Origin of the sequence: Bacteroides sp. 41_26, from assembly GCF_949740115.1 — a bacterium.
Classification (GTDB): domain Bacteria; phylum Bacteroidota; class Bacteroidia; order Bacteroidales; family Bacteroidaceae; genus Bacteroides; species Bacteroides nordii.
In genome coordinates, this window is the sequence record NZ_CATJGZ010000081.1 from 1 (window position 1) to 16288 (window position 16288).

Annotated in this window: 5 protein-coding genes and 4 pseudogenes; 7 read left to right on the top strand and 2 right to left on the bottom strand. The window is 40.6% G+C overall.

Going from position 1 to position 16288, the window contains the following annotated elements; translation table 11 throughout:
* Nucleotides 1–197, top strand: a pseudogene (locus QX565_RS11215) (Na(+)-translocating NADH-quinone reductase subunit C); the annotation flags it as partial.
* 12 nt (nucleotides 198–209) lie between these two features.
* Here the strand turns inward: QX565_RS11215 and QX565_RS11220 are convergent.
* Nucleotides 210–488, bottom strand: a pseudogene (locus QX565_RS11220) (UTRA domain-containing protein); the annotation flags it as partial.
* Nucleotides 489–1095: 607 nt separating this feature from the next.
* Here QX565_RS11220 and QX565_RS11225 point away from each other — a divergent pair.
* From QX565_RS11225 to QX565_RS11235, 3 genes and pseudogenes are all read left to right on the top strand, one after another.
* A pseudogene (locus tag QX565_RS11225) lies at nucleotides 1096–1182 on the top strand (GGGtGRT protein); the annotation flags it as partial.
* 114 nt (nucleotides 1183–1296) lie between these two features.
* Entirely contained in the window at nucleotides 1297–1929 is a 633-nt protein-coding gene (locus QX565_RS11230) for a putative polyvalent protein kinase domain-containing protein (RefSeq protein WP_221648875.1), read from the top strand.
* A 113-nt stretch (nucleotides 1930–2042) separates the two neighbouring features.
* Nucleotides 2043–2219, top strand: a pseudogene (locus tag QX565_RS11235) (GGGtGRT protein); the annotation flags it as partial.
* Nucleotides 2220–2847: 628 nt separating this feature from the next.
* On the opposite strand, the gene QX565_RS11240 reads toward QX565_RS11235, so the two are convergent.
* Nucleotides 2848–5829 carry a hypothetical protein gene (locus QX565_RS11240; protein WP_255585409.1) on the bottom strand — a complete coding sequence of 994 codons (2982 nt, stop codon included), beginning with the start codon at nucleotides 5827–5829 and terminating at the stop codon, nucleotides 2848–2850.
* Nucleotides 5830–6347: 518 nt separating this feature from the next.
* On the opposite strand from QX565_RS11240, the gene QX565_RS11245 reads away from it, so the two are divergent.
* The 3 genes from QX565_RS11245 (at nucleotide 6348) to pbpC (ending at nucleotide 16269) form a co-directional block, all read left to right on the top strand.
* Nucleotides 6348–8096: a glycosyltransferase family 39 protein gene (locus QX565_RS11245; RefSeq protein WP_221648877.1), complete on the top strand. Its 1749-nt coding sequence runs from the start codon at nucleotides 6348–6350 to the stop codon at nucleotides 8094–8096.
* A 210-nt stretch (nucleotides 8097–8306) separates the two neighbouring features.
* On the top strand, nucleotides 8307–13913 hold the full coding sequence (locus QX565_RS11250; RefSeq protein WP_289292800.1) for an alpha-2-macroglobulin family protein: 5607 nt from the start codon (nucleotides 8307–8309) through the stop codon (nucleotides 13911–13913).
* A 73-nt stretch (nucleotides 13914–13986) separates the two neighbouring features.
* On the top strand, nucleotides 13987–16269 hold the full coding sequence (gene pbpC / locus QX565_RS11255) for a penicillin-binding protein 1C (protein WP_289292814.1): 2283 nt from the start codon (nucleotides 13987–13989) through the stop codon (nucleotides 16267–16269).
* Nucleotides 16270–16288: the final 19 nt, after the last annotated feature.

Genomic DNA, 16288 nt, shown 5'->3' on the forward strand with positions numbered 1-16288 from the left:
ATACGAATAGTAATAGTTATACTATCATTTATGCTTCGGTAATGGTTGTTATCGTTGCATTCCTGCTGGCATTCGTTAGTTCTTCTTTAAAAGAAACGCAAAGTAAGAATGTACAGTTGGATACTAAGAAACAAATTCTCGCTGCTCTGAACATCAAGAATGTGGAAGATGCGGATGCAGAATATAAGAAATATGTATGAATATATTTTCTACCTTTCCACTTCTATTGTGTAAGTAAAGCTATCCGCCCGGTAATATCCGATGTTATATTCAATAGGTACTCCGTTCACATCATAAACAAATCTTTTCCTTATTAATATAGGATCACTGGATTGGATCTCTAGTTTTTCTGCAATAAATTCCCCTGCAAGTCTCGCTGAAATCTCCTCCTTGCTGGTCTTTACCACTATATTATATTGAGTTTCCAGCATATCGTATAATTGGCGTGTATAATCTTCCTCCCCGGTCAATGGAATATTTGGATTGAATATGAAGAGGTTTATTGCTGTTATGGTCTATTTTCATATCTATCCGGATTGGTTTATTTTCAGCAAATATAAGATTTATCAAAAAATAATCTAATTTTTTGATATAAAAACAAAATCTATATATTTACACAATATAAAGTATGTGCGAACATATAAATTTAAAAACAAGTATAAATACGAGAAAAGCTAATTATGATAAATTTCCTTCTACGAAGTTGACGGGGATGCTTGTTCAGGGTTGGGATGTATTACAAGAATAATTACCTTTGTACTTGATAATTTAATGTTTCACAACTGTTTCATTAAATACAATCGAGAGATGATTAACATACTGGAAATATGGAAATAGCAATAGTTACACAGGTGTAAATCAAGAGTTCTAACAGAAGCAGAAGGTTACTTTGTAATCTTAGATGGTCAACACAGGAGTACTCTAGTACTCGAACAGTAGAAGCGCTTAGACTATCAGAGAGCCATAAGAGAAAATAATCAACTGAATAACAAAGGTTAGTGGTCAGTTATTTTCGACTTATTCACGACCATTCAATAACATAACGATCTATGATAGATTAGTAAGTGGTTACAGGGATGCAATACTATCATTTATCATAGTATGACAGATACGATGGGCCGTATGCACTCAGACACTCAGTTCGCTGGTTCTTCATCGGTTCCTGCTCACGTAGAAATGATGCAATCCCGTTCAACATATCACTTGTAAAGTTGTTCAATAACCATAAATTGATTACATTTGCATAAACTCATAATCATAACAAATTATGGAATACATTAATGAATTTCACAAGCAATGGATAGAGCGTACTCGCCAATCAATAGCATCTTGGAGCAAGCAGCCTGCATCGTTAGAAGAAGCAAAGAAGCAGCAGGAACGCTTGAACCAACAGAGAGCTATAAGAGAGGGCAAATCGAAGAACTAATTTCATTCGCCAATTCAAATGATTTATGGATAGACTTCAATCACATCCCTACCATCTATTTAGATAAAGGAGGTGAGAATGAAGTCTTTTACGATGGTGCAGCAACCATATATAAGCTGAATAACTTTGAATATGCAGGCGATGATTTAGGAAATTTCTTTATTCGCATCTCTGCACATAACAAGTTCTTTAGTAATGTACCCTATCAGATGATAGGCTTTGCCTATAATAGCCAGCAAGAGTTTTGTGCTGTTCTAATCCAACCTCACATACAAGCAGAGCGTGAAGCTACAGAAGATGAAATCGTAGAATATATGACAGCTCTTGGCTTTGAAATGGATTACATAGACGAATTCCATAACGAAGAATACGAAGTGTTTGATGCTGTCCCTAACAATGTGCTTTACGGAATAGACAATGACTTATACTTCATTGATACGCAAATCAGATTAAGGCCTCAATCCTATAAAGATTACTCTCGTCTAAAGGGAATTAGCCCATAATGCAGCCCTTTTTGATAATTCGTTCTTTTACTTATTAACAAGGAGTTTATCTTTGACTATTATAGCATTGATTAATAGCTAATTGCTAAACCTTGCAGAGATACTGAGTCGCTGCTTCTTACGGCATGACGGACACTATGGGCCGTATGCACTCAGACGCTCAGTTCGCTGGTTCTTCATCGGTTCCTGCTCACGTAGAAATGATGGGATTCTTAGGAATTGGTAACAATCTGATAGTAGGTTGTACTGTGGCTTGTGCGGTTGACGTAGCTCAGGCTTTGGGCAAGTAATTTAAGCAATTACTATAGATTAAATCCCTGTAACTGAACAAGGATAACCATTACTTAAGACGATAAAGCAAAAGAAACAGAATATTGACAGGTACAATTCCGCATAAAAATAGCTTTATATACCCACTGTGAACTTTAGCACCGTTATAAGATATCAGAATAGAAATACTGTTTATGTTTGAATATTGAACCATCAGAAAACTAGACTATACCAGTATATACAATATTATTAAATAGATAAAAAAGTGATTGAAACAAGCTCAACTTATCTTCAATAATTAAATTAGACAGAAGAAAAGAGTTATTAAAACTTGGCTTGCATAAGACCACAGAATTATAGAGTTTCACCCTAAAATGTTATACAATATATTAACTTGAATTATCGTTAAATACAAACCAATCAACAATCTCTGTCACAAAAGTAGTCTCCCCTTAGGAGGTTGATTGAGCATACAGATATGTGCGACTGGAGAGATATAGAGTATGCCATTGAATTACTGACACAAACTATTTTGAAAATTGATAAAGAATCAAATAAATATTTATTTAAATAAAAGAGAAGACATAGATAAAAACGACGCCTTCTCCACAGAATATTATTAATTAAAAACTTATCATAGAATATACTTTACTCTCTCACACAACGGATAGCCTGAGCAAATCCCTGATATGAAAGTCTCATGTTATGAGCATTATAGGAAGATTCAAGTGACCAGGCTCCATAACGCATTCTTCTATCACTTGTTCCTGATATCAATTCACTCCGATTGTATCCAGGTCCTACACTTGACGACCAATAATAACCGGTACTACCTGCACTTTCCAGATTACCTGTCATATTATTCAAACGACCGGTAGCCGGAAAAAAGACAGAACGATATATCTTCTTTGAAGTATCAAAATTATAGTATAGTACTCCCTGATAAGCAGCTCTACTATTGTTTAATGACACACCATAGTTACCCGAAGAAGCTTCTTTTATAGGTCTTCTGTCAAAAAAACCATCCGAATAAAAAGTAAAAGATGTGTTTTTCAATTGTTTACGAGCTGTTCCACTTTTACCATAAGGATACGTTCCCGGCCCTGTATTGGTTGAAACAACATTGTCATAGGTTGTTTTATAATCAGCATTTGAAGAAGCATTCCCCGCAAAAGGCACTAAGAATAAAGAAGTTCTGAATTCAGAATACTTTATATCCGCTTTCTGATTTTCAAAATCAGTGGCAGAAGAGCCTGCAATCGGCAAATAAGGATAATATCCATTAGTAGATATCTTATTCGTATATCCATCTGTAGGCCGACGATATCCCGGAGGACAGACCTCAAATTGACTTTTATACACTGATATGCCGGTAGCTCCATCCCACATAATAGGGAATTCAGCGTATCCCCACGGGAAAGCCGTACTATTCAATGATTTTGTTGGATTATAAGCTCTACGATAATAACTACTATAATCAGTAGAAGATCCCAGATCTATCGCCCACTGAAAAAAGGCACCTGCCTGCGAAGGAAAATCAACGAAACGAGCCCCCCTTATACCAACATTTTCATGGGCAGGATTTCCATTTCCAGCCAATCCTTCCGTTGTTAAATTAAGAGGTGAAAACTCCGCAGCCCCAAGATTGCGCGAATCTGCAGCTAAAAGACGCATATCCTCTCTGACTTCTGAACTTATCAAAGTTCCACCATTCCAGCCATTGTACACTTCTCCCGGAATCGGATCATCCGGACCATATATATAATGTGGCGCTTCTCCCTGCCGGACATAGATAATCATAGTCGGTGACCACGTAGCAGAAAGGCGATATTTCAAATTAACATATCCAAACTTTGGAGTTGCATCTTTATTTGCTACAAAATTAGCGCTTTCTTTTACGCCAATACGGAAATAAATACGACCTTTAAGACCTGTAATATTATAACCTGTTTCCCCTTTATATTGATTTGGGACTACATGGTATTTTTCAGCATCTTCCGGTGATTCGGTTCCTACCCCCGGATCAAAACTGGGGGTTGCACTTACTACCAGCCAATCCCGAAACTCAGCAGGCACCTCCACTGACCAGTCCCAGTTTACACCATGTTGCCCAGTAATGATACGTTCACCTTTCTGATTGTGTTTAAAAAAGACTCCATTAAACAAACCTTGTCCGTTTTTAGTGGGATCATTAACAAAGCGTAAACCTTCTTGTGTTACCACCACTTTTATTTCCCGCTGCAAAGCATTTTTTCCATCTTGTTCCTCCGCTGACAAAGTCAACGTATACGTACCAGTCATATTCTCAGTTCTGATATGTGGAGAACCGACAACCGTATTTGTACCATCAATCAACAAATCCATATAACCACTACCAGTCAGCGGATCAAAATAAAACCGGTAAGGATTGGAATTATTGATTTCATCTATTGCCAAACAGTTAAAAACCTCATTAGTAATACGTTTCGTAGCCTCTCCCTGCTTTTGCACAGTATTCAACACTCGTACCACCGGCATATTCGACCAGAAAGAAATACGAACCCCGTTCAAGTCTGTCATTTTAACTTCTTTATGAGATACATTTAAGATACGATTATCCACTATCTCCCAATCATTATCATCAGGAATCCATAGAGAAGGCTTTATATTTACCTCCAAAGGTGCTTTTATGACAGCCGTTAAATCGAGCCGGGCATTTGCCGGTAATCTATAATCCGGATCAGATAAAATTTGCAATTTACATGAAGGGCTATAATCTTTTATCATATTAACTGTAAAATCAACTGCATTTGCTTCCATCGTTTTTGTCGCAAAATAACTGGAAGGAACGATTACTCTTTTTATTCTGGCTGCCCAAACCAAATCATTCGCTTTATCCGCAGAAGTTAGAAAAGCCGGATTTATCTCAAAATAACCGGCATTATCATTAAGTGTAAATTTACGTATTACATTTCTGGTTATCGCTGTTCCATTGTAAGTTAAAGTTGGATCATCATATACCCAACCAGATACAGGATCACTGGGTAAGCCATGTACCAACGACACGCGATCTGGAAGATTCGAGAGAGTAACCCCTTCGAATACAGTAGAATTGAAATCTCCCAAATCTATTTTAGATTTTAAGACAACATCAATACGGGCAGCAAGTCGTCTTAATTTTACAACCAGTTCTGTACTTACAACGCTGTTTATTTCGATTTTTCCTCCGGCCAACACTTTTACACCTCCGTTTTCTGCTATCATAGGAATAATATAATCCGAATTAAAAAACTCTGCCGGATATGCAATTGACTTTACATCATCATAGTGATTAATACCATCAAGTAATGTTTGGATATCCTGACAGAGAGGTTCATTACACAGAAAAATAAAATTATATTCTCCTTGTTTAATAGGATGCTGCAAGGTAGTTCCGGCCAACACAGCACCATAATAAAAAACATTACTTTTACATATATTAGTAGCTTTATCAAATGCCAATACACGAAGCGTTTCAACTTTATCATCAATGCCATCTCCCGGCTTCGAGCCCTCATAACTACGGGTATTAATACCCGTTATCGTCACATGACCCTCCTTCGCATTCGTTTCAAACTTCTCGTCAAAACAAGAAGTTAACAATAAAAACATAAATAGAACAGATAGAGGCAAATAAATTCTTTGTCTATTAATAAACATATAATCCTTGGTTTTAATTCTTCTATGTACTGGTTTTTGTCTCAATGACACCTAAAAAAGAGTTTCTCTCTTTTCCAAAATATTCGAACATAAAGATGTATCTTATCATCCTACATCATTTCAAATGTACAAAAAACAAATGTAGCTTATGGTTAAAAAAAAATAAAAAGTAAAATTAGTGATGGCACATAGCTCTAATTTATTAACAAAAAAATCATTAAGAAATGCAATTAGTATATTTTATTATTTAACATATATCTAATTTTTCAAACTCTAGTTCACGTATATCATGTCTGTTATTTCTCTTTGCCAACAATACATAGCTACATTAACAATACACTGATAATCTACTCTCCATTGTGTTGCTATGTTAACAACAATGACTATATTTGCATATGATTCTTATTAAAGAAGTATAAAGTTAAATCTGAGTTCTCATTTATCAGGGATATATAATAAACTTCTCTCTAATGAAAACAATCTCTCAATTATATCATCTTATTGAAAACAATCCGGGAAAAGCTTTCGGAATTACTTGTCTTCTCCTTATAGTTTATCAATTAATATCTGTCTTTTGGGGCTTCGAGTTATGTGATTCAGGATTCTATATGACTTTCTACGATCATATCTTCAAAGCTCCTGAAAGTGTGGAATATAACTTCATGTACTATCTAAGCGGAGTTGTAGGAGGAACTTTCATTGCTTTATTTCCTGATGCAGGGATATTCGATATACGTTTATTGGGTGTAGTAAACAATATGATTACCGTTTATCTGGTATATAGACTGCTCCGTAAACATATCCATGTATCGGCTATAATCATTGGAGTTTTACTGGTTATTATTTCTTATGTAGGTCTACCTATGGCTTTCTACAATGATCTGATGACATGCCTTCTATATGTACTTGCTGTGTTTTATTTATTTAAAGGGCTAAGAAGTAATAATAATCTATGGTTCATTATCAGTGGAATTATAGTTGCATTAAACACCTTTGCACGTATTCCGAATATACTCGATTATGGCATTATTCTGCTTATAATTCTGCATAAACTTTATTATAAAGAAAGTGCTCGTCGTTGTGCCGGCAGATGCCTGATCTTTACACTTTCGTTCATCACAGGAATTATAGGTGTTATTTTACTAATGAAAATTTTAGGGCATTATGAATATTTCATTCATAACTTGCACGAACTGACCTCTGCTGCGGGAGACGATAGCGGAACCAGTTCCCATACCCTGGCCAATATGATATTTGCTCAGGTGAGAATCTACTATCTGGTTTTCAAGTTCGGAGCGAAAATACTCTTACTTTATGCTGTTCTTCTATTGTCTCTTAAATATGTAAGAAATGCTCTGTTACAATTACCTATCCGAATCATTGCTTTCATAGTATTGGGCATTCTTTTCTATAGAGAAAATGCCGTAATTATCCTCTGTGCTTTCAGTCTGATAGGGTTAGCAGGAAATATCTTTTTGAATAATGACAAAGCAATCAAGATGTTATCATGGGCAGGACTTTCTATGATCCTGATCATACCACTTGGCAGTGATGGGGGAATGTACAATAACGGAAGTATTATCTATTGGTTAGGATTACCTATGGCCATCTCGTTTTACTTTTCCATAAAAAACAAAATTCTTCCGCCCGTTTTATCTGTACAAATGGTAAGGAAAACGCTATTGCTTACTTTGGGTATATACATCCTGGTATGCGGAGTAAAAACTATAACTGAAGGAGTATACTTTGACGGAGGTCCACTTTTCGAGAAGAGGTTCTCGATCCGGAACGAAAGAACGAAACATGTTTATACTTCCCATGAAAGAGCTGAGATAGTGAACGACTTGTTAGCAGGGATAAAACCATATATTAAAGAAGATGACTGCCTGTTTGCTTACGGCAGTATACCCGCCATTAATTATATGACACGAACCAGACCATTTATCGGATGTTCCTGGCCGGAATTATTAAGTGCACCGCTACTAAAACAGAAACTAAACAATTACAAAGGTCCACTCCCAGCTATATTAAGGCAAAAATTTGATAGCATAGGAAAAGAGTTCGGAACACCGGATGAGAACTACCTGATTGACTGCGGAGTGGAAGCAGGTACTTTTAAAAGTAATAAAAAGAGCCAGGTGGTAAATGAATTTATAGAAAAGAATAATTATAAAATAGTTTTTGAAAATCAATATTTTATTTTATTCTTGCCGCAATAAAGAAAAATCCTTCAGTTATTTATCAGTTTTGAGTGCTTCCCGCACGGGGAGGTACGCCAAGCGATGGTCAATTGAACCTAAAATTGGTGCGATTGCCCTGATAAAAGATATCCCCCCCAATCAAAGACTATTTCATTTTTTTAGATGAATCAATATAGTAAAAAGCATATTTTCATTATCTTTGGTCACTAAACTTTTAATACCTTTACCATGAAACGAACAACAATGATTCCAGCCGCGTATTCTGTTCTTCTGTTCATCATCATAAGTCTGAGCTCATGTGCAGGCAGTCAGAAAGAACTTGTTCCTTCTTCGGAGTTTACACCTTATGTAAATGCCTATACAGGTGGGGTAATATCGCAATCCTCACCCATACGAATAGAACTGACCCAAGATCAGCCCGTAGTAGATTTAAATAACGAACTCAAAGAGAATCCATTTCGCTTTTCGCCTTCACTGAAAGGAAAAACATATTGGATAAGCAATAACACAATAGAATTCCTGCCCGAAGAAGGAGCGCTTAAACCAGGAACAATGTATGAGGCTTCGTTTCAACTGGGAGACTTTGTAAAAGTAGACAAACGTCTGAAAGAGTTTAATTTCTCATTCCGGGTACAAGAGAAGGATTTCTCATTGGCAATGGAACCACTCGACATAACTGCCGCTGCCCCCGATTACGCTTCTGTTAAAGGAGAAATACGTTTCAGCGACAAGATTGACAACGTACAAGTAGAGAAAATGATCTCAGTTAATGGAAATGGTTCTTCAGATTATGCCATTTCTGTAGGAGGCACAGGAAATCCGATGCGATACAGTTTCAACATCAACCGTATACCGAGAGCACAGGAAGATTACGATCTGGAAATAACATTGAACGGAAAAGTGGCAGGTATAGACCGGAAAATTGTTGAGAAGGTGACCATTCCGGCAAAAGATATCTTCCGCTTCATGTCTGCACAACGCATAGAGCAACCAGAGAACGGAATACAAATTTCGTTCTCCGATCCCGTATCTACCACACAGGACCTAAAGGGACTCATTGAAATCGCGGAACTCTCTTCGTACACATTTCAGGTAATCAATGACAAAGTAAACATATACTTCGAGCCCAATCGCTCCAATAAACTCACACTGAGAATCTATGAAGGCATAAAAAATAGGAAAGGAAAAAAACTCGGCACCTCCCATTCTATCTCCTTCAGTCAACCCAGCCTGAAACCACAAGTGGAACTACGTACAGATGCTGCCATTTTGCCCGACTCCAAAAATCTGATTATCCCTTTCCGGGCTGTCAGCCTGCATGCTGTTGACTTGAATGTGATCCGTATATTTGAAAGTAATGTACTGATGTTTATGCAGACAAACACTCTTTCATCTTCCAACGAATTGAGACGGTCCGGACGGTTGGTTTATAAAAAGACATTACATCTGGATAAAGACCCGTCTAAAGACATCCGCAAATGGGAAGATTATTCTATTGACCTCTCCGGACTGATCAATCAGGAACCGGGAGCCATCTACCGGATCACCCTTTCGTTCAAACAAGCCTATTCGGCCTATCCATGCGGAGAAGATGACAAAGAATTACAATTCTCCGAAAGTTCGGACCAGTTAACAAAACTATCCTCCGAACAACTGTCAGAAGAAGATGAAGCTGTGTGGGATACTCCGCAGACCTACTATTATTACAACGGTTCCGAAGGAATGGACTGGCGACAATATCGTTGGGAAGAGCGCGACAACCCCTGCCATATATCTTACTATATGGGAGCAGACCGAACAGCTGCATGTAATGTTCTGGCATCCAATCTTGGTATGATTGTAAAGCGAAACTCGGTCAACAAATTGTGGATTACTGTAAATAACATATTAGATACTACCCCAGTAGAGAAAGCTATAGTAACAGCTTACAATTTTCAGCTACAGCCAGTGGGTAAAGCCGAAACCGACAAAAACGGATTCACTGTCATTGAGACTAAAGGTGTGCCTTTCATTGTTGTGGCAGAAGCCGGAAAGCAAAAAGCATATGTACGGGTGGCAGACGGGGAAGAACAGTCAGTCAGTCGTTTTGACGTAGGCGGTAAAGATATACAGAAAGGATTAAAAGGATTTGTATATGGCGAAAGAGGCGTATGGCGTCCCAGCGATACACTACACATCTCGTTCATGCTTGAAGACCGCAACAACCGGATACCGGATAAACACCCCGTAGCATTGGAAATTTACAATCCGCGGGGACAATTCTACAATAAATTAATCTCCACTAACGGAGTAAACGGGCTGTATACTTTCGCCGTACCAACAAGAGCAGAAGATCCTACCGGACTATGGAATGCTTACGTGAAGGTTGGAGGAACGGCCTTTCACAAGTCACTACGAATAGAAACGGTAAAGCCCAACCGTCTGAAAATCAATCTACAGCTTCAGGGAGAGATACTCAAAGCCACGGATGGAGAGATACGTACTACTTTGTCGTCAGCATGGCTAACAGGTGCCCAGGCTTCAAGACTGAAAACAAAAGTCGAAATGTCACTCTCCAAAGTCAATACGCAATTCAAGAATTACGGACAATATATATTCAATAATCCGGCAACAGAGTTCACCTCTTCACGCATGGACGTATTCAGCGGCATGTTGGATGTAAACGGCAATGCATCGTTCACTCTCAAACTACCCGAATCGGGAAATGCACCGGGTATGTTACAAGCCAATATTACTACCCGGGTATTCGAACCGGGCGGAGATGCCAGTATCAATACAACAAGTGTTCCGTTTTCTCCTTTCAATTCGTACGTAGGCATCAACCTCAATCAGCCTAAAGGTAAATATATCGAGACAGATAAGGATCATGTATTTGACATCGTCACCGTAAATCCGGAAGGAAAACCTGTAAATCGTTCGGGACTTGAATATAAGATTTACCGCATCAGTTGGAGTTGGTGGTGGGAAAGTTCCAGAGAATCGTTTGAGACTTATGTCAACAGTAGTTCTTATACCCCTGTGGCCAGCGGAAAGCTGAATACCATAAACGGAAAGAGCAGTTTCAGATTCCGCATCAACTATCCCGATTGGGGACGTTATCTGGTGTATGTAAAAGACACAGAAAGCGGACATGCTACCGGAGGTACAGTCTACGTAGACTGGCCCGAATGGCGCGGACGTTCCAGTAAGACTGATCCGAGCGGCGTCAAAATGTTGGCTTTCTCTCTCGATAAAGAATCTTACGAACCAGGTGAAACGGTAACTGCCATTATCCCTGCCTCAGCAGGAGGCAGAGCACTTATCGCTCTGGAAAACGGTTCAGAGGTATTACAACGTGAATGGTTGGATGTATCTGGTAAAGAAGACACCAAATATCAGTTCAAAGTGACCCCGGAAATGGCACCTAATGTCTATCTGCACATCAGCCTGCTGCAACCACATGCACAAACTGTAAATGATTTACCCATCCGTATGTACGGAGTAATGCCGGTATTTGTGACTAATAAAGAAACTGTACTCCAGCCCCAAATTCAGATGCCCGACGTACTTCGTCCCGAAACGGAATTCAATGTGACAGTAAGCGAAAAGACAGGTAAACCAATGACGTATACACTGGCTATCGTAGACGATGGATTACTTGACCTTACCAACTTCAAAACACCTGATCCGTGGAACGAATTTTATGCACGGGAAGCATTAGGCATTCGTACATGGGACATGTATGACGATGTGTTGGGAGCCTATACGGGTAGTTACAGTTCACTGTTCAGTACCGGAGGTGATGAAACATTAAAACCGGCGGATACCAAAGCAAACCGTTTCAAACCGGTAGTACGTTTTATCGGTCCGTTCAGCATTGGTAAGGGTAAAAGCCAGACACACCGAATCACGCTTCCAATGTACGTAGGTTCAGTACGTACCATGGTGGTGGCAGGAGAAAACGGAGCATACGGACGGGCAGAAAAGACAACTCCGGTACGTACCCCACTCATGATTCTTTCAACATTACCCCGCGTGCTCAGTACACAAGAGGAGATATCACTCCCGGTCAATGTATTTGCCATGGAGAAAGAAGTGAAGAATGTAAAAGTATCCGTTTCAGCATCGGGTGGTGCACAAATCAGCGGTGCCTCCCAACAATCGGTTTCATTCGTAAAACCGGGTGATCAGCTAGTTTTCTTCAAACTAAAGACTGGTAACAAATCCGGTAAAACAACCCTTCGCGTAACAGCCGAAGGAGCCGGGAAGAAAGTCTCGGAAACAATTGAGATAGAGCTACGTAATCCTAATCCTGCGGTAACACTGCGTGAAAGTAAATGGATAGAAAACGGGCAAAGTTGTGAACTATCTTATAGGCTAAGCAGTCGTTCACCGGAAAACAGTGTCAAGCTGGAAGTATCCCGTATCCCGTCGGTAGATATCAGCCGTAGATTCGACTTCTTGTACAACTACCAGCACTACTGTACAGAACAGCTAACTTCCAAGGCTCTCCCACTCCTGTTTATCAGTCAGTTCAAAGCAGTAGACGAAACCGAATCTCAAAAAACAAAGGCAAATGTACAGGAAGCAATCAAACAACTGTATGCCCGTCAGTTACCCAACGGAGGATTTATTTACTGGCCGGGGAGTGCTTCTGCCAACGAATGGATAACCTCCTACGCCGGAATGTTCCTGGTAATGGCACAGGAAAAAGGATATGCCGTAAATGCCAATGTACTCAATAAGTGGAAGCGCTTCCAACGTTCGGCTGCACAAAACTGGCGTACACCTCAACAGGATACCGGATATTACTGGCAATCAGATTTGCAACAAGCGTTCAGACTATACACACTGGCATTGGCAGGAGCACCGGAACACGGGGCCATGAACCGCCTGAAGGAGATGGAGCAAACTCTCTCTTTACAAGCTAAATGGAGACTGGCGGCAGCATACGCCTTAAACGGAAAAATGAAAGCTGCTAATGAGTTGGTATTTAATGCCAAGACTACAGTAGAGCCTTATTCCTCTTCTGCAGGAAGCTATGTATACGGATCTTATGACCGCGATGAATCTATGATACTGGAAACGTTGCTATTAATGGGACGTGAACGGGAAGCGTTTGCACAGGCACAACGAGTATCACAAAGTTTATCCCGTGAAGAGTGGTTCAGTACCCAATCCACTGCATTTGCTCTAATGGCAATGGGCAGACTGGCCGAAAAACTATCAGGCACACTTGACTTTTCGTGGACACTGCATGGCAAACAACAACCCGCTGTAAAATCTGCCAAAGCCGTGTTTGAGAAAACACTTGCCACTGCTTCTGGTGGAGGTGAAGTTACAGTGAAAAATAATGGAAAAGGAGCATTAAATGTAGATCTTATCACCCGGACACAATTACTGAATGATACTTTACCTGCAATAGCAAATAATTTACGTCTGGATGTGAGATATACTGATATGAACGGTACGGCTATCTCCATTAATCCGATCAAACAAGGTACAGACTTTATGGCAGTAGTTACGGTAGCCAACATCAGTGGAACTTCCGACTACAACGACCTGGCACTGACACATATCATACCATCGGGTTGGGAGATATATAATGAACGTATGATAGACCATCCGGAACAAGCCACAAGTACTGATACGAACAACAGTTATACCTATCGGGATATCCGCGATGACCGTGTACTTACCTATTTCAATCTGAAACGGGGACAGTCTAAAACCTTCACCATACGATTGCAGGCAACCTATGCAGGAACCTTCATATTACCTGCTATCCAGTGTGAAGCAATGTACGATTCCGGAGCACAGACAAGGACTCAGGCCGGAAAAGTAGTAGTTGAATAAAGAGGGGAAGAGAAGAGAGAAGGGAGAAGGGAGAATGGAGAGGGGAGAAGGAAAGAGAAGGAAGAAGGGTAAAATGATAGGGGGAGGGGTTATTACACTCCTGTTAATAGGGTATATTTTTTGCCTTCCCCGGCAACTATTCCATGTACCCTACTCTACTGTTGTGGCCGACCGGAATAATGAGCTTCTCGGAGCACGTATTGCCCCGGACGGCCAATGGCGTTTTCCTCCCCGCACTACGACTCCGGCAAAGATACAAGCCTGCTTCGTTGTATTTGAAGATAACCATTTTTTTCACCATTGGGGAGTTAACCCAGTGTCAATAGGAAGAGCTGCTTATCAGAATCTAAAAGCCAGACGAGTTATCTGTGGAGGTAGTACAATTACGATGCAGACCATCCGTCTGGCTCGCAACAATCCTCGTACCTTCAGCGAGAAATTTATCGAAATGATATGGGCTACCCGGTTAGAGTTCCGTTATTCAAAAGAGAAGATACTCTCTTTATATGTCTCCCACGCTCCGTTTGGAGGAAATGTAGTAGGATTGGATGCCGCTGCCTGGCGTTATTTTGGCCATTCGGCAGACGATCTGTCATGGGCAGAAGCAGCTATGCTCGCCGTACTTCCCAATTCTCCTGCCATGATTCATCTTTCCAAAAGCCGGCAGGCATTGCTCGATAAACGTAACCGCCTCCTCACACGGTTACACACAAAAGGAGTGCTGGATGATTCAAGCTACGAACTTGCCCTCAGCGAGCCATTGCCCCAAGAGCCCAAACCACTACCACAGATTGCTCCGCATCTCACTGACTACTTCTACCAAACGAGAAACGGCAACTATTCTGTAAGTACCATCGACCGGGGAATACAGCTGCAGATAGAAGAACTGATAGAACGTTGGAATGGTGAGTTCTCCCGTAGTGATATCCGCAACATAGCCATATTAGTCATTGATGTTCAGAAAAATCAGCCCATAGCTTATTGCGGTAATGTACATTTCAATAAAACAAACAGCGGCAATCAGGTAGACATCATCCGTTCCCCCCGCAGTACGGGAAGCATTCTCAAACCTTTTCTTTATTACGCTATGTTACAGGAAGGCAGTATACTCCCACATACTTTATTGCCTGATATCCCGATTAACATCAATGGTTTCGCTCCACAGAATTTCAGCCAGCAGTTTGAAGGAGCCGTCCCTGCCTCCGAAGCACTGGCACGTTCACTCAACATCCCTACCGTAACAATGTTGCAACGTTACGGCGTCCCTAAATTTTACAACTTCCTGAAACAAACGGGAATCAGTACTCTCACCCGTCCTGCTTCCCATTATGGGCTTTCCCTTATTTTAGGAGGTGCCGAGGGCACTTTGTGGGATATCACCTGTGCCTATACAGACATGGCACGCTGTCTGAAAGGATTAGATAAAACAGACTGCTCTTTATTACTTTCCGACTCCGCCCACAATGCCTCGTCCGTTGTCCCAACTTCATCCTTTTCTCCCTGTGCCGTATGGCAGACTTTTGAAGCCATAAAAGAAGTAAACCGACCGGAAGAGATTGATTGGCGTACTATTCCTTCCATGCAGACTATTGCCTGGAAAACGGGAACCAGCTATGGTTTTCGCGATGCATGGGCAGTAGGAGTCACCCCTCGCTATGCCGTAGGTGTATGGGTGGGTAATGCTACCGGAGAAGGTAAACCGGGACTTGTCGGGGCACGCACTGCAGGGCCGGTCATGTTCGACGTATTCAATCTGTTACCATCGTCCCCCTGGTTCGTCAGACCTTCTGAAGGATTTGTAGACGCAGAGGTTTGTCACCTGTCCGGACATCTGAAAGGACGCTTCTGTGAAGAAACAGACACCATACTGATACTTCCTGCCGGACTCAAAACCGAAGCATGTCCCTATCACCACCGAATCAACCTATCGGCAGACGGAACGCAACGTATCTACGAAAGCTGTATCAATACAGAGGCTACCATTCAAAAGAATTGGTTCACCCTACCTCCTGTCTGGGAATGGTATTACAAACAACGCCACCCGGAATACAAAACTCTGCCTCCCTTCAAGCCCGGATGCGGGGAAGATATTCTCCGTCCGATGCAGTTTGTCTATCCTACCATGAATGCCCGCATATTTCTACCCAGACAAATGGACGGGAGCAAAAGCCAGCTGACTTTTGAACTGGTGCATAGCGTTCCCAAAGCTACCGTATATTGGCATTTAGACAATAACTACCTGGCCGAGACACAGGATTTTCACAAGATATCCCTACTCCCCTCGTCAGGAAAACACACAATGACGGCAGTAGACAATGAAGGAAATACAGTTTCGGTGACTTTCTTTGTAGAGTAGGCTCAATTCTCTATCTTTG